Source organism: Rubripirellula obstinata, assembly GCF_001642955.1.
Classification (GTDB): domain Bacteria; phylum Planctomycetota; class Planctomycetia; order Pirellulales; family Pirellulaceae; genus Rubripirellula; species Rubripirellula obstinata.
In genome coordinates, this window is sequence record NZ_LWSK01000031.1 from 25,062 (window position 1) to 46,149 (window position 21,088).

Consider the following 21,088-nt stretch of genomic DNA (forward strand, 5'->3'; position numbering starts at 1 on the left):
GATTGCAAAGCAATTGCCGGAACTTCGCTTCGCTCGTTCCGGCCTACATCAATCGATCGATCCTGCTAATCCAACGTTGCGACGAACTGTTCTAATTCTGAAACATCGACGGGTTTGACGATGTGATGCGAGAATCCGGCGCGGTCTGTTTCGTCTTGGTTGTCGCGTCCCGTTAATGCCACGAACACCGTGCTGGATTTTCCTTGGGTTTTCTTGATCGCCTCTAGCACCTCGAAACCGGTCATGTCGGGAAGCCCCAAATCCAGCAGAACGATATCGGGACAGAAGTCTTCGGCTACCTCAATCGCGGTTGCTCCATCGTACGCTTTTTCAACGATATGGTCCTCGCATTCGAGCAACATCGCCAGCGAGTCAGCGGCCTGCACCAAATCTTCGACGATCAAGATACGACGGGGTCGCGAGATGCCTGAATCAGTCACCGCGGCTTGGTACGACGCCAACAGATTCAGCAACACGATTCTGTCCAGTGGTTTAGTCAAATAGTCGCTGCATCCAGCCTCGATGCATTTCTGACGATCGCCTCGCATCGCGTGTGCGGTTAAAGCGATGATGGGTTTGTCGAAACCGATTGAACGCAGGTGCCGAGTTGCCTCGTAGCCGTCCATGATCGGCATTTGCATGTCCATGATGATGGCGTCGAAGGGGTCATTTGACGCCTCGGCTTGATCAACCAGTTCAAGTGACGCCCGACCATGTTCGGCCTCTTCGACTCTTGCCCCGGCTGTTTCAAGGATGTGCTTGGCAATGTGGCGAATATCACGACGATCATCGACGACTAAGACTCTTCCAGCCACTTTGGGCATTTCGATGAACGTTTCTTGACTTGGCAGCAAGCCACGAACCGACAAATTTGGTGTGACCATCGGAACGTTCTTTGTCGAGCCAACTGCAATGTAAAGCGAGAACGTGCTGCCTTTTCCTGTTTCACTTTGCACTGAAATTTCACCGCCCAGCAATTGTGCAAGACGCTGGCTGATGTTCAGACCTAAACCAGTGCCGCCAAATTCTCGGTTCAGCGAAGAATCACCTTGCGTGAACGCCTGGAACAGTTTCCCTAATAGTTTGGGATGAATGCCTATCCCTGTGTCCACAACATCAAACGCCAGTAAACCTTTTTCGTCGAGATAGCGAACTCGTAAATCGACGGTTCCGTGTTCGGTAAATTTGATCGCGTTACCAATCAGGTTGACCAGGATTTGCTTTAAGCGTTTGTCATCGCTGCGGATGGTTCGAGGGATTTCGGTATCGAAGCTGATGTCAAGCTGTAATTCTTTTTCGGCGGCTCGCACATCCATCAGTGACCGTACGTCGGCCAACAATTTTTCAGGCTGAAAACGTTTTTTGTGGAGCACCAATTTGCCGGCTTCAATTTTTGAAATGTCAAGAATGTCATTGATGATTTCAAGTAGGAATCGGCTGTTGTGTCGAATGATTGACACACACTTTAAGTCTTCCGGCTGGGTCAAATTTCGAGCCAAGATATCGAGGTACCCAATGATGGCGCTCATTGGCGTACGAATTTCGTGGCTCATGTTGGCCAGAAATTCGCTCTTGGTTTTGTTGGCTGTCTCCGCCAACTTCCTCGCTTCATCGAGCGATTGCTGGTACCGTTTCTGCTCGCTTAAATCGACCAAGAACACCACGTGCTCCTCTTCATCGACGCTAACCGAACGCGAACTGATCTGAACCGGTTGCACGTTTCCGTTGCGGTGCCTGAGAAACAATTCCTGCGGCGGCATGCGTCCAGTTTGGCGAAGTTCGTCGATGATCGCTTTGGCTTTCAGTCGATCGGTTGGACGAATAGAAGTTGTCCAGTTGAAGCCCTCGCGGTCGAATTGCGACCGGGTGATGCCTAGCAGTCGCAGGGCCGCGCCATTGGCCGTCAGCACCTGTCCACGAGTATTGGCAAATGCAATTCCAACGCTGGCCCCATCGACCACACGCTGTAATCGGTGTTCATTCTCAGCGAGCTTCTGTTCGGATTGTTGCTGTTGGGTTACGTCAACAACCAACATGTGAAAACCGACGACTTGCCCTTCATCCTTGATGTCGGGCAGGTAGGTGACTTCTTGAAAAATCTTTGATTGCCGACGACGGTCATTCAGCACGAGATCAAATTCGCATTGCTGGCCGCCGATTGCCAATTGGATCTGCTGTTCGATCTGCTGGTAGTGTTCTTCGCCCAGAATATCTTGAATCGAGCTGCCAAGAATTTCCTCGGCTTCCATACCGATTTCTTCCGCATAGGCTTCGTTGATGAATTGATAGCATTGGTCGGTGTCGATGTACGCAATACGAGTGGACATTGCGTCGGTAATCGCGTTGATTTGCCGTCGTCCGCGATCTAATTCAGATCGTTCAGAATCCAATCCATCATAAATAAGGCCTGTTTGGCTAAGTCCAGTTCGGCTGGTTCGTGAAGACGCACTGTCAGGTGCCGACGAAGGTAATTCTAAATAAGCAACCGTGATCTCTTGTTGGTCATCGCGGCGTTTGATTTCGCGAACAAAACTTTGTCCGTTGATACCTCGCAAAACATGCTTGCTGGGTTGCCCATCCGCACTCAGCGAATCAAGAATCAGCGGCAAATCGGTTCCAGCAAGCGGTCTAAGTTCGTCCAGGCAACGTCCAATATCACAACTCCTAAGGCCGTAAAATTGGGTTGCACCTTCACTGAAGCGAACGACGAGGCCTTCGTCGTCCAAGATAATTTCACCTGCGATTGATCCCATCTGCATTCCCTCGCTCGTTGTATCCGTATGCCGAGTTCATGGCATTTTATCGCATCGATTGTCCTTGGGTATCCATGCCCCAATTAAATCAATCCGAGTTAAATCAATTCCATTTAAATCAATCCGAGTTAAATCAATCCGTGGGGCAATTGCCTGAAATTGACTCACATGATCTGTTCCATCTTCGACAAGTAATCCGAAGTTGGTATCCTTCGGCCCCGGGTATTCAAGCACCTCCAAATTATGGCTAAACGCACCACAATGCCAGCACCATCTCCCAAGCAGATTCCATGCACCGGCCCATCAGTCGATTCTGAGGTCGGTGAACAAAATGAGCAAGAGGACATGTCGCTGCGGAAGCGTAATCATGATCTCCGAAATGAGATTAATTCAGCAAGCCTGGCGATCCATTTGTCTCAAAAACAAATGCAGATAGGGCGAGTTAAGGAAGCGGAAGAATCGCTAAGCTTAGCGATCGAAGCGTTGACCCGCTTGGACAAGTTGATCGACCAACCGAAATAAGAGTGGCGTTATGTCTAGCTTGGTTTTCGGGTAACGGAACTCGCCAAGAGTTTCGGCTACGAGGGGGGGGACGCTGGGCCGATAAATCTTTGGGGTTAAAGTCATTCTTGCTTGCGCTACTTTCTTTCTCTACGCCAACGGCGTTAAACAACATAGCCCAGGGTTAAAGTCGTCAATCGCCTTGGCGATTTGACGCTGCAACCCTGGGTCACGGAGCACCAGCAGCCCCCCTCCCCCGTCCCCGATTTTGACGGCTTCGCCGTCAAAATCGGGGACGGGGGAGACTAATTCGTTAACGTCATCAACCCAGGGTTGCGGTTTGCTTCGCTACGCTCGCAAAACCTTAACCCTGGGCTATGGTGTTCAACGCCGTTGGCGTACTTCGGTAGGGACGGAACAAAACTTGGACCTCCAATGTCCGCGTCAACGCCAAAGATTTAGCGGCCCAGGCGGTGGCCTTCTTGGTTCGCTTCGTTTTGTCATCGCCGGCGAAGGCGGTTTGAATCGCTCCATCGGGATTTTGGAAGTTGGGACGTAGCCAGCGGACGACGCTTCGCGATTCTTCTTTGGCTCGCTCGTGGTTCAGGTCGACTAGTCGCTGCAGGATCGCTTCGTCGTCCAAATCCTCAGGCCATCCGAAGGTGTTGACCACGGCGGCGTCCAGACAATCGTGAATTTGCTTCAGTACCGACACGATCCCTTGTTCATGAATCGTTTTCTCTTTCGCCGTCAGCGTCTCGCCGGTCCGCAGTTTTTCCAGCACGTTGTACATGCTCGTCATCGTCAGCTTCGGATGTTGTTCCACCTCTGGATCAGGAAGTGTACAATGGTGAGACCTTCCCGCTCAGCAGAGACAATTGAATGCTGCACTATACCGACCAAGACGGTTGGAACGCAATTCGGTCGCAAGTGGACTGGATGTTCCGAGCTCAACAGCCACCAAGCGATCATCCATCTGGAGCGTACTTCACAACCCTTCCGCCCGATACAACAAACCTCGCAAAGAAACTTAGGATCCCGCGTCGAAAGATTGAGTTTGTGTTTTGTTTTTCACGAACCGACGAACTCTCGCAGATCGCTGGAGGGCGAGGAGACTTTATTTGGTACTCGCCAAATGACTACGAGGTTAAAAAAGAACAACAAAACGACCATGGCAAGTCAGATGAAGGAGCATGCACATGATTGGTGGCAGTGATCAAATCATCAATACCTCTTTCCCCGCCGAAATCGCCGAACACCTTTTGCGAATTATTCGGATGGAATGGAGTGAAATGGTACTAGAGAACGCGGAGACCGGAGACGATATCGAATTTCTATTTCTTGGATTTCAAAGTCTGCCAAGGGAACTGTTTGTTTATGAGAACGCGAGAATGAAACAACACTGGGATGAAGAGGGTGCCTGCGAAGTCAATGCGAACAAAATGTTCCATATCATTTTGAAGGATCAACAGGTGACTGTTGTGGTCGATGATCCATCGGCGGCAATCAATCAAAACGTGGTCAATGCGGCGGTGCAGCTTTCAAAGGATCTATCCCTTGGTCGTCAGGAGTTTGCTGCGTGACTGAAACAATGGAAATGGAGAAACTCTTAAAGGCTCGTGGTTTTGAGTGGGCAATTCGTGCTTACTCACCATCGGATAAGGCGGTAGCTCACTATACGGAGAAGTTTTCAGAGATTGAGAAATTTATGGTAGATCGGGGAATTGGAAATAGCGCGCCGACGTTGGACGACCTCGCGTCACTGCAAGACTCCAACCCGTTCAAGCTCGATGCTTTTTTGGAAGCGTTGGTCTCCTTAAGATCCTCCGAAATGATCGTGGGAGCCTGGAGAATGATCCAAGGAATGCAACTTCAGTCGCTTGAATTGACCTATGAGAGCGCAGCCAGTTTTGCGTTGAAGGTCTCGTTGAACTCACCGTATGGCGAAACAGAAGTTTATTCGACGAATGATATCGACGACATGAATTTTGTTCGTCACTTGATGAAAAGCAAATCGGGCGATCGGCCAATCATTAACGGTTTTTTTGCGCTCCGCCGACCAAAACCCTGATCCTGCATCGCCGCTGCGTAGGTTGCGTCCCATTGTTGTTGCAGCAATTCGATCACCTTGGGGATGACCAAACGCTCAACGTAAGCCCACGGCGTGTAGTGTGCGCCGGAACTGTGAGTTACAAGTCGAACTCGCAGTAACGCTTACGCAGAAGTGTCCTGCGATCCGGCGTCTAGTGCTTCGGCCAGTGCGACGCACAATGGACCGTAGGTGGCTGTCGCTACTTGCAACTCCGCGACATTGAGGTGTTCTTGGTTGGTGTGCGCGAGGCGGTCATCGCCTGGGCCAAAGCCGACGACGGGAATGCCGGCTTTCATTAGGTGGCCGCCATCAGTCGCGAATTGCCAAACATCGCTTTGCTGATTACCAGTAGAACTTGTGATGACTTGCCCGGCCACTTCAGCCAGCCGGTCGGACGGTTGGGTGACGAACGGTGGGAAGATCGCGGCAAAATCGCGACTTGCACCGGTGTAAGTCTTGAACATTTTTCGTGTCACATTGACAACCGGCGGATCTGAAAAGTCGGCGGTACATGACTGAGCCAAAGTGTCAATTGCTTGCTCGGCTAATTCCGGTGTTTCCGAAGGTGCATTCCGCCAATCAAGAAACAACGTCACTTCAGCGGGGATCACATTCGCACTGACTTGATCGGTCTTGTAAAGGGTTGGTGCAATCGTCGATCGACCAAGCACGGGATCATCGGCAAGCTCGATTTCGCCAAGCCGCGATAGAAATTCAGCCGCGGCAAAATGTGGATTGATGCCCAGGCTTGGTGCGCTAGCGTGTGCCGAGCGTCCAGAAAACTTCACCTGAATTTCGATGCGACCACGATGGCCCAGTCGCAGTTGATTGCTGCTCGGTTCGCCAACAATCCCAGCATCGGCCGTGGTTTCGGTGACCAGGAACTGACTGCCTAAACCGCCAATCTCTTCCATGACCGCGACCGTCATCAAGACATCGCCGATGGGTTTTTTACCGAGTTGTTTAAACTGCGCGGCACCATAAATCATCGCAGCGACCGGCCCCTTCATGTCCACTGAACCGCGTCCCCATAGATTTCCATCGACGATTTCACCACCGTAGGCGGCATGTGGCCAACCGTCGTCGGGACCGGGATCCACCACATCCATGTGCCCATTCAACATGATCGTTGGCCCGCCGTCGCCGTTGATTTTTCCGACCAGGTTGCCGACTTGATCCGTCCAGACTTCGTCATAGCCAAGCGATTTCATTTCAAGCAGAATCAACTTCGCAACCTCACCCTCACACCCCGAAAGGCTTGGCGAGCGAACGATCGACTGAGTAAACGAGACGAGGCGGTCCGAACGCTGCTTCGTCGCCTCTTTTGACATTTCAAGTGTGATCATAAAACTGCAATCTATGAAAATGGGTTGTTTGACCGCGTGGGCATCGCCCCGCGCTCTCGGTTGCCAAACTTGCTGGGCGTCGGCCAGGATCGTGTAGGCCGGAACAAGCTTAGCGCAGTTCCGGCAATTTGCTTGGTACTGCATTGGATTGCCGGAACTGCGCTACGCTTGTTCCGGCCTACATCAAGGAGCCCTATTCTTTGGCAATGGCTCGGTTGCCTTGTGTCGCAGAGCTCTACACGGCCTACTTTTGTGAATCGCCAAAGAATCAGCAACTAAAAACGACGAATCAACCTTCGCCAAATTTCTCTCGCCACTCGGCACCAGTCTGTTCCATCAAAGACTCCGCGCCGGTGCGACGCATACGATGCAACCGCGGCATCCCCAGTTCCCATTCCTGCATCCACCTCGCTGCAAACTCACCTCTTTCGGTTTCATCAAAGATGTTTTGCACCTCGTCATAGTTGACCACTCGTGGCCCGTTGGTTCGGACCGCGAATTCGCAGGTTCGGCTGGACCGGTTCGAGATGTATTCTTCGATACCGATTTCGTCCATCACGTCAACGACCGTCCGCAATGAACGAATGGCTTTGGCATAAGCAAAGTGCGGCGGGTAGCCTCCGGCGACCATCGTGTCGAACGTTGCCTTCATCAGATGAATCACGCCGCCGTACAAAACTTGCTCTTCAAAATTATCGCCTTCAGTTTCCTGTTGAAAGGTCACGCCAACCGAACCAACTCGCAAGCTGCCGACTGACTTCGCCAACGCTAAAACCATGTCAAGGGCGTTACCGGTCACGTCTTGTTCCACTGAAATCGCGCCGTAAATCCCTGACCCGTCAAGGTACTTTTGACGCACGGTGTGCCCGGGACCATTGGGAACGAACAACACAACGTTGACGTTCTTCGGTGGCTTGATCGCGCCATAAAGCACATTGAAACCGTGACAGAACGCGAGCGTGCTGTTGGGTTTTAAATTGTCGTGAATCGAGTCGTAATAGATCGCGGGTTGCGGCGGATCGGCAAGCAAGATGTAAACCAGATCGGCGGCCGCTGTCGCCTCGGCGATCGAAACAGGCGTAAACCCATCGTCAATGGCCGCTTGCCACGATGGCCGAGTCTCGGACCCAATTCCGATCACAAGATCTACACCGCTATCACGCATGCACAACGCCTGCGGACGGCCTTGAATGCCGTAACCAATGATTGCAACTTTCTTGTTCTTCAAAACGTCAAGACTGACAGCATCGTCTAAAAAAATCTGATTTTCCATTTCACCGTTTCCATCAAGTGGTTTGTTAGCGTCTGTTTGTAAATGTTTCGATTCAATCAGCTACCGCGGTACGTCGAATAGCCGAACGGATTCAGCAAGAGAGGAACGTGGTAATGCTGGGCCGGATCAAGCACTGTGAATTCAATCCGAATGCTCGGGTAAAACGCAGTTGCTTGCTGAGACTTGAAGTATTCAGCCACCGCAAAACTGATTCGATAATCCCCCGCCACCACGCCATCTGCAGCCAAGTCACCAACGCGTCCGTCATCGTTGGTAATTCCTTGACCGACATCAATCCAATGCGACGATGGCGCATCCATTCGTTCCAACGTTATCGCAATCCCTACGCCGGGCTTACCTTGCGAAGTATCTAGCACGTGTGATGTGATTCCAGTCATACGATCAATTTCCCCAATCGAAGCTCAGTGATTTTCAGTTGTTCAGCGGCTGCATTCTTCAGTTCTTGATCACGCGATAATACCAAACGTTCTTCGAGAATTTGAAGCATCTGACGCGATGTCTTCCCCGTGGCGCAAACGATAAAGATGAATCCAAACTTGTCGAAGTACTCGTCATTGGCAGCGGATAACCGTTTTAGCACTTCTTCATCAGCATCCTTGACGCCGGCTTGTTCGTTTTCGGCGATGGACTTGGTATTGGCAAATTTGGCACGCAGCGAATCGATGTCGCCGATCCTCGGGTGTGCCGAAAACGCTTCCAGCAGGTCGGGCTCACGCAAACCTTCCCAGGCTGTCTTCGCACGCAGCAGCAAGTCACTGTCGCTGGTAAACTTGCCACCGCCAATCATCCGGTTAACCCATTCCCGCGAACCACAGCATGTTTCAAGCGTCTGAAACAATTCTTGCTCTTCCAACGAATTGAGAAACCCAGAAAGAGGTTGCGGTGATTCGCGTCGAACAAATTTTCCGATTCGATCGCCGATCAAAGATCCGTCTTCATAAATCAATGTCCCACGAAGATAAGTGTGTTTTACGATGCCCTGTAAATTGCATCCTTCGTACGCCGTGACATCACCACGATGAAAAAGCTTTGCTCCTGAAACTTGGAACGTTGCCGAAGGATCCCAAATCACGAAGTCTGCATCGTAACCGGCTTCGATTCGTCCTTTGCTGGACTGTAAACCAAAAATCTGTGCAGGTCGCCAAGACAATCGCTCGGCAAGCAATACGGGTGACCAGCCACGATCCAACGCGATCGTCCACATCACACTCTGTGTCAATTGCAGACTCGCGATACCGCCCCAGGCTTTTGAAAAGTCACCTGAATCGATCGCCTTCAACTCGGATGGGCAAGGCGAGTGATCCGAACCGACGGTTTCGATAATCCCTGCCTCGACCGCGTCTCGTAAGGCGTCTCGGTTTGCCCGATCTCGGATCGGTGGCGCGCATTTGAAACGTGTTTCGCCGTCCTGGATTTGGGCAGAATCGAAATACAAATAATGCGGACACGTTTCGACGGTGATCGGCAGTCCTTCCAATTTCGCATCAACGATCACTGGCAACGCCTTGGCCGTCGCCAGGTGAACGATATGAATCGGGGTTTGGTACTCGCGACACAGATCGATCAACAACTCGATCGCAGCGAGCTCGAATTCGGGCGGCCGAGAATTCGCGTAATCGTGATAGGCTTGTGGATGATCGATTTGGATTTGCTTGCCGACGATCTCAGCATGAGCAAGCAGCGGCACTCCGGTGGACTGCAACTCGCGCAGCCCTTCTCGCAAATCGGACTCGCTAGACGCTGGGAATTCATCCAAGCCCGAATCGCATAGAAAAGCCTTGACTCCCATCACTCCTTCCTCCACGAGCGAAGCGATTTCGTGATGGTTCCCAGGAACAAGACCGGCATAAAACCCCACGTCAACGGCGCACTTCTCCGATGCAGCGGCCTGTTTTTTCTTCAACGCTGCTTTCGTCGTCGTTACCGGGCTACTGTTTAGCGGCATGTCGATGATGGTGGTGACTCCACCGGCCGCCGCGGCAGCAGTTGCCGTTTCAAAACCTTCCCATTTCGTTCGGCCTGGTTCATTGACATGAACGTGTGCATCGATGATTCCCGGTGAAACGACAAGGTCACCCACGTTAATGACCTGCAATCCCGCAGGAACTTCCGCGGGATCCACGACGGCCCGAATCACTTCACCCTCAACGATAATTGCAGCGTTGATTTCTCCCGATGCCGTTACCACTCGCGTGCTACAGATTGCAAAGACAGGTTTCGATACCGCCGGTTGTTGTTCACCCATGCGGCTCAACCATCCCTGCGAATCGTCGCTTCGATTACGCCAAAGGGTTCGGGCGTCGGGACAAAGATGTCGTTGTGGTTCTGCAATCCAAGCTTGGCGATGTCGGCCGGAATGTGGTGCTGATTTGGCATGTTGAGCGTAATTTCGCTGATCGCTGGGCAAGAATCCAAGACGGCTTCCGCCATTTCGTGCAATGTTCGTTGGACCGAGGGGCTGTAACGGTGCGCGAAAATTTCCAGCAATTTCGATCGCACCAAAATTCGAATGGCGGTCCAATCTTCAGACACATTCCCGCAATCCCATTCGGCGGTGATCGTCGTTGCAAAGATCCGATCTTTCGTTTCGGCAAGCGTTGTCAGTTGATCTTTCGAGTAGCCTTCAAAACCAGACTCGGTTGTCTTCAGCACCTTCAATCCCTTCAGCCCGGAATGCATCGTGATTGAATCCGCGGAAGCACTGACGCAACACGTATTCTGTTCGCTTCCACCGCCAGTAAACGCATGTCCGTGCGGCTGACCATCGCAATCAATCCGAGTCCACAATTGTTCGGACACCGACACGGTTGCCGATTCGACCTGGTCATAAGTTTGACAGAAATGAACTGCCAAGTTTTTTGCAAAGTCCTCAATTGAATCAACGCCATGCATCCGAGCGATCGCATAGACGGTGTTCTTCATCGTATCCGTTGGCACAACCTTCGAATTGTCATCGCTCGTGTAGGCGTCGTCGAACTTACCCTCCAGCGATATCTCTGCAGAGAGTTGAATAAAATCATGACGGTCTTCCTTGCGTGAAATATACGACAGACAGACGTGTGATTTTCCGTAGGAATGTTTGCTAAGAGTAACAGCCATGATGAATCCTAAAGCAGTGAAATTTCTTGAAAGACTAGCCGGAGGTGGGCATTGAGAGAGTCGGTTTTAAGTCTCGCTCAATCGCTCGCGATGAATGTCTTTGTAGTACAGATAGCTGGCTGGTTTCTTGCCCATCGCAACGAACCATTGAGGGCAGAAGGATCCCATCCAGATCACATCGCCTTTGGCGACCGGGAAATGATCGGCCCCAAGCCGATAAATACCCTGGCCATCCAGCATGATTAACCCATGCTCCATGACGTGAATTTCGACTTGCGGCAACGTCGCGCCGGGTTGGTAAGTAAACAGATTGACCGCCATGTCATATTCAGGACTGATCGGCAAAAACGTTTTCAACACCGCGTCCGGGTCGCCCATGAACGCTTCGCCGGAGGTTTCATTTGCGTTGCCAACCACCATCGCTGGTGTTTCAAAATCGGGATGCGGCACATACCGTTTGTCAAACATCACCAAGGTCGCGGACTGATCACAAACAATGCGATCTTGGGTGTCCGCAGGCAAAAATACAAAACAGCCCTCGGTAAGTTCACGCTTCGAATCCGAACTCAGCCGAACCGAACCTTGTTGAACGTAGACAAACCGCTCGATTCCCGGACCAGCAGATTCGCTTCGACCGCCGGCCGTCATGAACACCGTGAACTGGGAAAAACGAGCTCCCATTTCAGGCGAAATGTGATGGACCGCTGTCGTGTTCTGCCAACCAACCAGCGGAGAATTGACGTGCGTGTCAGGCGTGATCAGCGCGTAGTTGTGGGTTACACGACTGCGAGTGTTGCCAAAAAGTGGGGGATCGGACGCTTCCATGAAGGTTTCCGTAATAGAACTTTAGTAGGTGGCAATCGAAAAAGATGAAATGGATTAAGCAGTACTCGAAGCACCAACCGAACAACGATGGCCGACTCTTAGAATCGTTTTCACCATCACGTTGATTGCGACTTCGATATCGTCTAGCGAAACGGTCTCGTCGGGATGATGACTGATCCCTTGATGACAACGAATGAACAAAAGACAGGTTGCCGTGAGCTTGGTCAAGATCATCGCATCGTGACCAGCACCGCTGACCATTGATTTCGCTTCTGAAACAACTTCGACCACTGATTGCGAAAGCTCACTCGTTAACTCTTGATCCATTTGAACCGCTGGCGTGTGTTCAACGTTGTCGATACGCCCAGCCAATTGCCGATGACCCGCGATCTCATCAACCAAGCGTTGGATTTGATCAAACGCAGCTTCCCGAACTGGATCAACTTCGTGTCGAAGATCTAGACGCAATTCCGCCGTCCCGGCAATCACGTTGGACAGTCCAGGCTTGGCATCGATGCAACCAATGGTGGCGAATAAGCCATCAGTGTTTTGTCCGAGTGATTCGATTTTCAGAATCAATTCAGCCGCCGCGGCGAGCGCGTCCCGGCGACGATCGTGCGGCACTGTCCCGGCATGTCCGGCAACTCCGTCAAAAACAATGCGAGCTCGAGTTTGCCCGGCGATCGTCGTCACCACACCGACCGGCAAGGAAGCCTCTTCCAAGACGACGGCCTGTTCGATGTGAGCCTCCATGAAGCCAACCAAACGGCAAGCTTCGTAACTTGCCGACGCAAGATTGCCACAACCGCAACCGAACGAATCAAGCGCCGAGCGAACACTGCTGCCATTGGCATCGACACGATCCAGTTCTGATTCAGGCAACGACCCTGTGATTCCGCGTGAACCGATGAAGGGGAAACGATATCGCACCCCTTCTTCTTCAGAAAACCCAATCACTTGCAAACTAAACGGAAGCTCAATTTTGGCCTCATTGAAAACCTCCGCTACGGCCAGCCCCAGCAGGACTCCCAACACGCCGTCGAATCGGCCAGCATTGATCACAGTGTCCAAATGCGACCCGATCAGAAACACTTCGTCGCTCGCGGTCGCCGGGCTCTTGCCGATCAGATTACCAACGGCATCGACCTCGCACTCTAACTTTGCGGCGGTCATCCAAGCTGAAAGCTCCGCATGAAGTCGCTCCATAGCGGGGGAGCAAAACGTCCGCGTGATTCGGCCTTCTTCATCAGAAAATTCCGCCAAACGATCGCAACGGTTCGCGGTTCGTTTCGCAGCGTCTCTTAAAAGTTGCGAATCAATGTCACATGGAGTTAGATTAGCCATCGTTGGATTGTATCGGACACTCCAAAAAGTTGCTCGTTGATGTTCGCAGTTCGCTTGCACTATACCTATAATCAAAGTGCGGTTCAGTGAGTCAGGCGATCACGAACGACGCTGTTACATTCTGATTGAATCCAACGAAGGTCCTGCGATGCGGAATTACTCCTTAATCTTCATCAACGGACGCAAGCACGTTGTTAAGGGACGCGACGCCTTTCTGACTTTGTCAGAGTTTCTTCGCAAAACGCTGAAGCTAGCCGGAACCAAAATTGTTTGCTCCGAAGGTGATTGTGGATCCTGCTCTGTTTTGTGCGGGAAAAACAGCGGGGAAAATAACGGTCAAGAGGAACCCATTCGGTATCAGGCGATTGATTCTTGCATTCGATTTGTGTTCCAACTAGACTGCTGCCACATCATTACTGTGGAAGGACTGGCTGAGGAACCAGATGGCAAGAAACTGACGAAAGAACCCTGCGCCGACCAGTTGTCCAATCTTCAAAAATCCATGGTCGATTGCCACGGTTCACAGTGCGGGTTCTGTACGCCCGGTTTCGTAGTCGCGATGACCGCCGTGCTAGAACAGAATCCCGATCCGTCGATCGAAGATTGGCGACACGAATTGACGGGCAATCTTTGTCGTTGCACCGGATACGCGCCCATCATCGATGCGGCTATGCAGGCGTCCACATTGCCATCGCCGTCGTTGAACCAGCGATATCCCGTCACCAAAATGGCGGAAGCGGTTCGACTTGTCCAGGAAGACACGATTCAGATTCAAGCACAAGACTTTGAAAACGTCATGCAGACCGTTGCCTGCCCCCGAACGATCGAAGAGGCGGTGGAGTTCTTGGCCGAACATCCCGACGCAAAAATTGTCGCAGGCGGCACCGACGTTGGCGTCCAATTCAACAAAGGATCACAGCAGCCGCAATTTTGGCTGGATCTAAATCGAGTCGAATCGTTGACAAAACTCTCCGTCACCGACCAAGCAATCCAGGCGGGCGCATGCACGACTTGGACGGATCTTGAAAACACCGTTGAAACCGTTGCACCGGAATTTCACAAGATCATTTCAGTATTCGGTTCGCCCCAGGTGCGTCATGTGGGAACCATCGGCGGCAACATCATCAATGCGTCGCCGATTGCCGATTCACTGCCTCTGTATTTTGTCTGCGATGCTGAATTGGAACTGACCAGCAAATCGGGCACGCGAGTCGTCAACATCAATGACTTTTACCTTGGCTACAAACAGCTTGACCTTCACCCAGGTGAATTGCTGACGGGCGTCAACATCCCGCTGCCCGGACACGATACCGATTTGCGTTTGTACAAAGTATCGCGTCGCCGAGACATGGACATTTCAACGTTTACCGCCGCCATTTGCATCGAACGAAGTGGAGACACCATTGCGGAAGCTAGAATCGCTTATGGAGCAGTCGGCCCGGTCGTTCTGCGTTTGAAACAAACTGAAACGTTTCTGCAAGGACGAACTTTTGATCTGGAAACGATGCAAGCCGCTGGCGAAATTGCGGTCAAGGAAATCACGCCCATCTCAGATGTTCGCGGCGGCCAAGATTTTCGTCTGCAACTCGCCAAAAATGTCTTGGTCAAGTTCTATCACGAAATGATGACAGAAGGAGCGATCGCATGAACAAGCTTTTTGCGTTAAGGAAAGATGGAACTGCGATTGATCCGCGAGAAAAGGGCTCCGTCGGAAGAACGATTCCTCACGATTCGGCAATCGGTCATGTGGCCGGTTGCGCACCGTTCATTGACGACTTGCCGCGCCGCGAAGACGAACTATTCGTCGGCTTTGTGGGCAGCCCGATCGCCAGCGGAACGATCGAAGCCATCCACATCGAAGCTGCCGAAAAAGTCGATGGCGTCGTGTGCGTGCTGACTGCCAAGGACGTCGGTGAACACAACCAATTCGGCCCGATCATTTGTGACGAACCGTTTTTGGCTGATTCGGAAGTGATCTATGTCGGTCAACCGATTGTTCTGATCGCTGCCGAAACTTCGGATGCGTTGAAGCGAGCTTTGAAGCTGGTCGAGATCGAAACGGTGGCCGCGAAACCAGTGCTGACGATCAAAGAAGCTGTCGAACAAGAATCCCACATTGGCCCGCGTCGCCAAATCCGTCGCGGCGACCCTGATCAGGCCATCGCAAACGCGACTCATCAACTCTCGGGTCAGTTCGAGATCGGTGGGCAAGAACAGTTTTATCTCGAATCACAAGTCGCTGCTTCCTATCCCGCGGAACAGGGCCAGTTGGTCGTTCATTCATCCACCCAAAACACGACCGAAATCCAGGCGGTCGTTGCGGAAGTGCTGGGCATTTCCATGCACCAAGTGGTGTGTGTGTGCAAACGAATGGGCGGAGCGTTTGGTGGCAAAGAAACTCAGGCCGTGATCCCTGCGTTGATGGTCGCTTTGGTGACCCAGGTGACCGGTCGAGCCGCCCGCATTGCGTATGACAAAGACACCGACATGTGTGTCACAGGCAAACGTCATGCCTACCTTTGCAAATGGAGCGTGGGCTTTGATTCGGACGGAATAATCAGTGGCCTGAAATGCAATTACTTCTCCGACGGTGGTGCCACGGCCGACTTGTCCACGTCGATCATGGAACGAACGCTACTGCACACCGACAACGCGTACTACATCGAAAATTTTGAAGCAAGCGGCCAGGTCTGTCGCACCAATAAACCACCCAACACAGCCTTCCGAGGCTTTGGCGGTCCCCAGGGTGTTGCGGCAACCGAGAATATCATCGAACGAATCGCTGAACACCTAAAAATCGATGCCTTCAATGTTCGCGTTCAAAATCTGTACGGAATTGCGGATCGAAACGTCACTCCGTACGGCCAGTATTTCAGCAGCAACCACCTGCCCGAAATTTTGAATACGCTGGCAAGCACATCGGATTACGAGAATCGCGTCGCACAGATACGAACCCGCAATCAAGAAGATCCACTTTTCTTGCGGGGCATTTCGATGACGCCGGTGAAGTTTGGAATTTCGTTTACGTCAAAGTTTTTGAATCAGGCCAATGCATTGGTCAACGTTTACACCGACGGCACTGTGCAAGTTTCCACCGGCGGAACCGAAATGGGACAGGGCCTGAACACCAAAATTCGGCAAATTGTTGCGGACGAATTCGGGATCGATTACACCAACGTCATCGTGATGCCGACATCAACGGAAAAGAACAATAACACGTCGCCCACCGCTGCATCCGCCGGAACCGATCTCAACGGCGCTGCCGCCGCCAACGCATGTGCCAAGATCAAAAAACGAATGGCCGATTTCGCTGCGACTCTGTTTGCGTCCGCAGAAGAAGGCTTGATCCCGTCGCCTCAGCACATCGTTTTCGAGAACGGATGTGTGCGGGATAGTCGTCAGCCAACAGAAACGATTGCGTTCGCCGATCTAGCGAACCGAGCCCGTTTGGAACGCATCGATATCGGTTCGCGAGGATTCTACAAAACGCCTGGCGTTGACTTCAATCGTGACACTGGACGTGGAAACCCGTTTTTGTATTTCACTCAAGGTGCCGCGGTGGCTGAGGTCAAGATCGATCGTTTTACGGGCGACCTAGCGGTGACACGAGTCGATTTGTTGATGGACATTGGCAAATCGATCAACCCCGGTGTCGATATGGGACAGATCACTGGCGGATTTATTCAGGGGATGGGTTGGGTGACGGCGGAGTGCTTGGTGTACGACGAACGGGGAGCCTTGCTTTCGCATTCACCGACGACCTACAAGATTCCTGCGATCACCGATGTCCCGCCCGATTTCCGCTGCGAGATGTTTCCCAACAACGACAACCTTCATACCATTCGGCGAAGCAAAGCCGTTGGTGAGCCACCGCTGTTGCTAGGCGTTGCCGCGTGGGCCGCCGTTAAGAATGCGTTGTCTTACTTGCCTCGCACGACCGATCCACAGCTTTGCCTGCCCGCCACGGGCGAAGAAATCCTGCGTTGCATCAGTCAACAAACAGCCGGCGTATCAAGCACGTGACACATCCAGTTTCGTATATCGAAGCGTTATCCAATCTTGCGCAAACGAGTGTGCCTTTTGTTTCCGTCACGATGGTGGAAGCAACCGGCAGCACCCCGCAAGACGCGGGTTCAAAAATGCTGGTTGATGCCTCGGGCCGACTGCATGGGACCGTCGGTGGCGGCAAGGTTGAACACCGGGCGATTGAACATGCGAAAGAGTTGCTTTTAGATCTTTCGCGATCGCGGGAACTTGTCGATTGGAACTTACAACGCGACATCGGCATGACTTGCGGCGGCTTGGTCAAGCTGTTTTTCGAGGTCTATTGCCGCGACCAGTGGGACGTTGTCGTCTTCGGAGCTGGACATGTCGCCGGAGCATTGGTGAAAGTTCTCTGCACACTCGATTGCCACGTCACTTGCATTGATACGCGTCGCGAGTGGATCGATTCGATTGACGATCACCCCAGACTAACCAAGCTTTGCGTCGATGACTTGTCGGCGGAAGCTGCGAAAAGAAAGTCCGGTGACTACGTGATTTGCATGACGATGGGTCATGCTACCGATCGCCCGGTACTTTCGACGCTCTTCAAAAACGGTATCAAACCAGCTTACCTGGGCGTGATCGGCAGCAAGTCCAAACGAGGCGTTCTGGAACGAGAGTTACGATCCGAGGGCATCGATCCAGAAACTGCTTCAAGCTTTCGATGCCCAATCGGATTACCAATCGGTTCGAACCAACCGGCGGAAATTGCGATCAGCATCGCGGCTCAGTTGTTGCAGCATCGCGACGAGACCAAAAAAAATCCTTGCATCGCCGGTCAAGAAACTGCGACGTAACAAAGCGAATCAGTGCTTGGAAACGGGCATTTTCTTTGTGAGCCGCTGGCGGTTCCTACCTTTCGCGAAACAGTTCGCTAATCGATTGGTCGTGGTGAATCCGTTTCATCGCTTCGGCAAGCAAGGGAGCGACCGATAGCTTCACCAGCTTGGGAATTTGCTTTTCCCCTGGGATCGGAATGGTGTCGGTGACGACTAGCGAATCGATGGGAGCGTTTCGCAGTTTCTCCACGGCCGGCCCGCAAAGGACCGCGTGAGTGGTCGCGATGTGGATCTCTCTCGCACCAGCTTGGTGGACCAACTCGGCTGCACCGACGATCGAACCGGCCGTGCTGATCATGTCATCGAACAACAATGCCACTTTGCCTTCGATCGGACCACCGATGATCGTCTTTTGCTTGACATCCAAGGCGCTACTGCGGCGTTTGTCGACGATTGCCAAGTTGCCGCCGAGTCGTTTGTTGTGGCCCAACGCGCGTTTGATGCTGCCTTCGTCGGGGCTGACGACGACAATGTCATCGCCCGTGAGCCCGAGCTTTTGGAAGTGCTCGTTTAGTACCGGTGCGGCGTAGAGGTGATCGACGGGGACGTCAAAGAAACCCTGGATTTGAGCCGCGTGTAAATCCATCGTTAGCACTCGGTCGGCACCGGCGCGAGTGATAATGTTGGCGGCCAGCTTGGCCGTGATCGGCACACGGCCTTCGTCTTTGCGATCCTGGCGTGCGTAACCAAAGTACGGAATCACAGCGGTGATCCGTTCGGCGCTGGCACGTTTGCAGCAATCGATCATGATCAACAGTTCAAGCAAATGATCGTTGACCGGTGGCGAAGTTGGCTGCACCAGAAACACGTCGCGACCGCGGACGTCTTCGTCAAGCTTGCAATAGTTTTCACCGTCGGGAAATTTCCCAAGCGTTATTTTCGCTGGTTCCAAATGCAAATGGTTGCAAATGTCCTGCGTCAGTTGGACGTTGGCTCGGCCGCTAAAGATTTTTAGTTCACGCATAACCCATCGCTCGCATTTTTTCGTCAACCATTTTTAGTTCGGCCGGATTGTTAATCGACAACGATTCACATTCCTGCAGGACTGGTAATGCTTCGACTGGTTTACCCGCCTTACGAAGCAGTGCCACGCAATCGGTTAGGTAGTATTCGCCTTGGGCGTTGTTGTTATCCAATTGGCCCAGAACCGTCAGCAAATCCGCTGTCTGGAACAAGTAGGTACTCATGTTGACTTCGCAAATCTTCAACTGATCTTCGGTCGCATCTTTGTGTTCGACGATGCTGGTGAAGTCACCCGCTTCATTGCGAACGATCCGGCCAAGACCGGTTGGATCATCTTTTTCTAACGTTCCCATCAAAAGTGATGGCTTGGCCGTTTTGAGGTGATCGAACAGCTTTTGCAGGCTGGTCGCCTGAATGAGCGGTGAATCGCCAGCGACAACAATGGTCGGGCCAGTCTGTTTTTCAAGAGCTGCCGCACACATTTGAACCGCGTGTCCGGTCCCCAATTGCTCGGTCTGTTCGACAAATTCAATCTCGCTATCACGCGATGCCAAGGCTTCTCGAACGGCGTCGGCTTCGTAACCAACGACCACAATCAGCCGCTTAATGCCAGCTTTTTCGAGCGAATCGAGGACAAAGTGGATCATCGGGCGATCCACGACGCTGCACAGCACTTTGGGGAGATCGCTGTTCATCCGGGTCCCTTTGCCGGCAGCCAAAACAATGGCACAGGGATCCGAATACGAGGGATCCGAGTTAGAAGGTGAAGCCATGAGGTGAAATTCGCCTAATTGAGCTTGAAGTTTTTGCGTTTTCGGGGTGTGGAGCGGCATCGTCGCGCCAGTAGGGCAATCTGTCTAGCCCTTACCGCCACCTGACTTGTAAAGTGCATGGTAATCAAAGCCGTTTAGATGTCGGCAAGTTTCACAATTCATGCACACGCCCGCGCCCTCCATGCCCCCAACTCAGGAATCCTCCACCGAGCCCCCGCCGCTTTGGCCCGATGCCGGCCCGATTTCGCTGGCGATCGACTTCGCCGCCTACAGCGTGGTTCGGATGTTGGTTGCGGTGATCGGCACCCTGCCAGTGGACATGGGCGATTCGATGTGCCGGTTCATTGCTTGGCTTGCCGCCGGACCGCTTTCCATTCGGAAAAAACAAACGGACCACAATCTGGACCTGATTTTTCCTTCGGCCACCGCGGATCAGCGAAAGCGTTTGACGTTCGCGATGTGGCACCACTTGTTGCTGATGGTGTGTGAAATCGCTTGGGCACAACGCCGACTGCATTTGAGTAATTGGCACGAGCATGTGACGTTCCGAAACAACAAACAGATGCTGCGTTACATGCTGTCCGACCGGCCGATGGTGATGGTGACGGGACACTTTGGGAATTTTGAGATCGGTGGCTACACGTCGGGATTGATGGGGATCAACACCCTGGCGATCGCTCGCCGATTAGACAACCGATTCCTGCACCGCTGGGTCGAACAGTTTCGAAGTGCAAAGGGCCAATTGATGGTCGATAAAGTGGGATGTGCCCAACGAGTCGACCGCCATCTTGCCGATGGCGGAATCCTTTCGCTGTTAGCCGATCAGCATGCAGGCGAAAAAGGTTGCTGGGTCGATTTTATGGGGGCCCCCGCATCGTGCCACAAAGCTCTCGCCCTATTCTCGTTGACCCAACAAGCACCGATGGTCGTCGTTTCGACGCGGCGCGTCGGCGGTAAACCGATGCAATTCGAGGCCAGTTGCATCGCGATCGCGGATCCAGAAATCGATACTGAAATATGCAGCGGGATGAAGTCGTTAACGCAGTGGTACAACGCTCAGTTGGCCGAAGCGGTCGCCGAAGCTCCCGAGCAATACTGGTGGCTGCACCGGAGATGGCGAAAGCCGCCCGCCAAAGTCGCCAAGCGGTTGGCGAAAGCTGCCGCATAGGGTGAAACGCGACGGATTGTCCAAGTTAGAAAAACCATGCTCGCGAA

At 52.5% G+C, this 21,088-nt stretch carries 19 protein-coding genes; 8 read left to right on the forward strand and 11 right to left on the reverse strand.

The features are described 5' to 3' along the window. Positions 1-65: 65 nt before the first annotated feature. Positions 66-2,759: a hybrid sensor histidine kinase/response regulator gene (locus RC85_RS10090; RefSeq protein ID WP_084422535.1), complete on the reverse strand. Its 2,694-nt coding sequence runs from the start codon at positions 2,757-2,759 to the stop codon at positions 66-68. Positions 2,760-3,014: 255 nt separating this feature from the next. Here RC85_RS10090 and RC85_RS10095 point away from each other — a divergent pair, with 255 nt between their 5' ends. Then, positions 3,015-3,275 (forward strand): hypothetical protein, encoded by a 261-nt coding sequence (locus RC85_RS10095; RefSeq protein ID WP_068261974.1) that lies wholly within the window; start codon positions 3,015-3,017, stop codon positions 3,273-3,275. 343 nt (positions 3,276-3,618) lie between these two features. Here RC85_RS10095 and RC85_RS28245 read toward each other — a convergent pair whose 3' ends face one another. Continuing rightward, entirely contained in the window at positions 3,619-4,080 is a 462-nt protein-coding gene (locus RC85_RS28245; RefSeq protein ID WP_149752719.1) for an SDR family oxidoreductase, read from the reverse strand. Positions 4,081-4,136: 56 nt separating this feature from the next. Between RC85_RS28245 and RC85_RS27445 the strand changes: the two genes are divergently transcribed. The 3 genes from RC85_RS27445 to RC85_RS10115 are packed head-to-tail and all read left to right on the forward strand — an operon-like array spanning position 4,137 to position 5,325. Further along, positions 4,137-4,457 carry a hypothetical protein gene (locus RC85_RS27445; RefSeq protein WP_068261978.1) on the forward strand — a complete coding sequence of 107 codons (321 nt, stop codon included), beginning with the start codon at positions 4,137-4,139 and terminating at the stop codon, positions 4,455-4,457. After that, on the forward strand, positions 4,454-4,837 hold the full coding sequence (locus tag RC85_RS10110) for a hypothetical protein (protein ID WP_068261979.1): 384 nt from the start codon (positions 4,454-4,456) through the stop codon (positions 4,835-4,837). The genes RC85_RS27445 and RC85_RS10110 overlap by 4 nt, the downstream gene beginning before the upstream one ends. Then, a complete protein-coding gene (locus tag RC85_RS10115) occupies positions 4,834-5,325 on the forward strand; it encodes a hypothetical protein (RefSeq protein WP_149752718.1) in 492 nt (163 codons plus the stop codon). Before RC85_RS10110 ends, RC85_RS10115 begins: the two co-directional genes overlap by 4 nt. A gap of 143 nt (positions 5,326-5,468) precedes the next feature. On the opposite strand, the gene RC85_RS10120 is transcribed toward RC85_RS10115, so the two are convergent. The 7 genes from RC85_RS10120 to RC85_RS10150 form a co-directional block, all read right to left on the reverse strand. Then, on the reverse strand, positions 5,469-6,692 hold the full coding sequence (locus tag RC85_RS10120) for a M20 family metallopeptidase (protein WP_160148104.1): 1,224 nt from the start codon (positions 6,690-6,692) through the stop codon (positions 5,469-5,471). A gap of 289 nt (positions 6,693-6,981) precedes the next feature. Beyond that, positions 6,982-7,965 (reverse strand): ketol-acid reductoisomerase, encoded by a 984-nt coding sequence (gene ilvC / locus RC85_RS10125; protein ID WP_068261984.1) that lies wholly within the window; start codon positions 7,963-7,965, stop codon positions 6,982-6,984. Between the two features lie 56 nt (positions 7,966-8,021). After that, positions 8,022-8,363, reverse strand: a complete 342-nt coding sequence (gene uraH / locus RC85_RS10130) for a hydroxyisourate hydrolase (RefSeq protein ID WP_068261986.1) — start codon at positions 8,361-8,363, stop codon at positions 8,022-8,024. After that, positions 8,360-10,231 carry an allantoinase AllB gene (gene allB / locus RC85_RS10135; protein WP_068261989.1) on the reverse strand — a complete coding sequence of 624 codons (1,872 nt, stop codon included), beginning with the start codon at positions 10,229-10,231 and terminating at the stop codon, positions 8,360-8,362. Before allB ends, uraH begins: the two co-directional genes overlap by 4 nt. Before the next feature lie 5 nt (positions 10,232-10,236). Continuing rightward, positions 10,237-11,085: a factor-independent urate hydroxylase gene (gene pucL / locus RC85_RS10140; RefSeq protein WP_068261993.1), complete on the reverse strand. Its 849-nt coding sequence runs from the start codon at positions 11,083-11,085 to the stop codon at positions 10,237-10,239. A 66-nt stretch (positions 11,086-11,151) separates the two neighbouring features. Next, the gene (allE, locus tag RC85_RS10145) at positions 11,152-11,910 is read right to left on the reverse strand and encodes a (S)-ureidoglycine aminohydrolase (RefSeq protein WP_068261994.1); all 759 of its coding nucleotides are present in this window, start codon (positions 11,908-11,910) and stop codon (positions 11,152-11,154) included. Between the two features lie 54 nt (positions 11,911-11,964). Next, a complete protein-coding gene (locus tag RC85_RS10150) occupies positions 11,965-13,254 on the reverse strand; it encodes a Zn-dependent hydrolase (RefSeq protein ID WP_068261995.1) in 1,290 nt (429 codons plus the stop codon). 148 nt (positions 13,255-13,402) lie between these two features. Between RC85_RS10150 and RC85_RS10155 the strand changes: the two genes are divergently transcribed. From RC85_RS10155 to xdhC, 3 genes are read left to right on the forward strand one after another with little or no spacing between them, the layout of a single operon-like run. Next, positions 13,403-14,902: a xanthine dehydrogenase small subunit gene (locus tag RC85_RS10155; RefSeq protein ID WP_149752717.1), complete on the forward strand. Its 1,500-nt coding sequence runs from the start codon at positions 13,403-13,405 to the stop codon at positions 14,900-14,902. After that, the gene (xdhB, locus tag RC85_RS10160; RefSeq protein WP_068262006.1) at positions 14,899-17,277 is read left to right on the forward strand and encodes a xanthine dehydrogenase molybdopterin binding subunit; all 2,379 of its coding nucleotides are present in this window, start codon (positions 14,899-14,901) and stop codon (positions 17,275-17,277) included. The genes RC85_RS10155 and xdhB overlap by 4 nt, the downstream gene beginning before the upstream one ends. Beyond that, positions 17,274-18,095 (forward strand): xanthine dehydrogenase accessory protein XdhC, encoded by an 822-nt coding sequence (gene xdhC, locus RC85_RS10165; protein ID WP_068262008.1) that lies wholly within the window; start codon positions 17,274-17,276, stop codon positions 18,093-18,095. The genes xdhB and xdhC overlap by 4 nt, the downstream gene beginning before the upstream one ends. A 55-nt stretch (positions 18,096-18,150) precedes the next feature. On the opposite strand, the gene RC85_RS10170 is transcribed toward xdhC, so the two are convergent. Beyond that, positions 18,151-19,101 (reverse strand): ribose-phosphate diphosphokinase, encoded by a 951-nt coding sequence (locus RC85_RS10170; RefSeq protein ID WP_068262011.1) that lies wholly within the window; start codon positions 19,099-19,101, stop codon positions 18,151-18,153. Further along, positions 19,094-19,873 carry a sugar phosphate nucleotidyltransferase gene (locus tag RC85_RS10175; protein WP_068262014.1) on the reverse strand — a complete coding sequence of 260 codons (780 nt, stop codon included), beginning with the start codon at positions 19,871-19,873 and terminating at the stop codon, positions 19,094-19,096. Before RC85_RS10175 ends, RC85_RS10170 begins: the two co-directional genes overlap by 8 nt. A gap of 181 nt (positions 19,874-20,054) precedes the next feature. On the opposite strand from RC85_RS10175, the gene RC85_RS10180 reads away from it, so the two are divergent. Next, positions 20,055-21,041, forward strand: a complete 987-nt coding sequence (locus RC85_RS10180) for a lysophospholipid acyltransferase family protein (protein ID WP_084422536.1) — start codon at positions 20,055-20,057, stop codon at positions 21,039-21,041. Positions 21,042-21,088 lie beyond the last annotated feature (47 nt).

Bases quoted from the DNA above. Each gene is read 5' to 3' on its own strand.
- RC85_RS10180 (WP_084422536.1), top strand. From the start codon at position 20,055: ATGCCCCCAACTCAGGAATCCTCCACCGAGCCCCCGCCGCTTTGGCCC.
- ilvC (WP_068261984.1), bottom strand. From the start codon at position 7,965: ATGGAAAATCAGATTTTTTTAGACGATGCTGTCAGTCTTGACGTTTTG.
- RC85_RS10155 (WP_149752717.1), top strand. From the start codon at position 13,403: ATGCGGAATTACTCCTTAATCTTCATCAACGGACGCAAGCACGTTGTT.
- allB (WP_068261989.1), bottom strand. From the start codon at position 10,231: ATGGGTGAACAACAACCGGCGGTATCGAAACCTGTCTTTGCAATCTGT.
- pucL (WP_068261993.1), bottom strand. From the start codon at position 11,085: ATGGCTGTTACTCTTAGCAAACATTCCTACGGAAAATCACACGTCTGT.
- RC85_RS27445 (WP_068261978.1), top strand. From the start codon at position 4,137: ATGCTGCACTATACCGACCAAGACGGTTGGAACGCAATTCGGTCGCAA.
- RC85_RS10095 (WP_068261974.1), top strand. From the start codon at position 3,015: ATGCCAGCACCATCTCCCAAGCAGATTCCATGCACCGGCCCATCAGTC.
- RC85_RS10110 (WP_068261979.1), top strand. From the start codon at position 4,454: ATGATTGGTGGCAGTGATCAAATCATCAATACCTCTTTCCCCGCCGAA.
- RC85_RS10120 (WP_160148104.1), bottom strand. From the start codon at position 6,692: ATGATCACACTTGAAATGTCAAAAGAGGCGACGAAGCAGCGTTCGGAC.
- RC85_RS10170 (WP_068262011.1), bottom strand. From the start codon at position 19,101: ATGCGTGAACTAAAAATCTTTAGCGGCCGAGCCAACGTCCAACTGACG.
- RC85_RS10090 (WP_084422535.1), bottom strand. From the start codon at position 2,759: ATGCAGATGGGATCAATCGCAGGTGAAATTATCTTGGACGACGAAGGC.
- uraH (WP_068261986.1), bottom strand. From the start codon at position 8,363: ATGACTGGAATCACATCACACGTGCTAGATACTTCGCAAGGTAAGCCC.
- allE (WP_068261994.1), bottom strand. From the start codon at position 11,910: ATGGAAGCGTCCGATCCCCCACTTTTTGGCAACACTCGCAGTCGTGTA.
- RC85_RS10175 (WP_068262014.1), bottom strand. From the start codon at position 19,873: ATGGCTTCACCTTCTAACTCGGATCCCTCGTATTCGGATCCCTGTGCC.
- xdhB (WP_068262006.1), top strand. From the start codon at position 14,899: ATGAACAAGCTTTTTGCGTTAAGGAAAGATGGAACTGCGATTGATCCG.
- RC85_RS10150 (WP_068261995.1), bottom strand. From the start codon at position 13,254: ATGGCTAATCTAACTCCATGTGACATTGATTCGCAACTTTTAAGAGAC.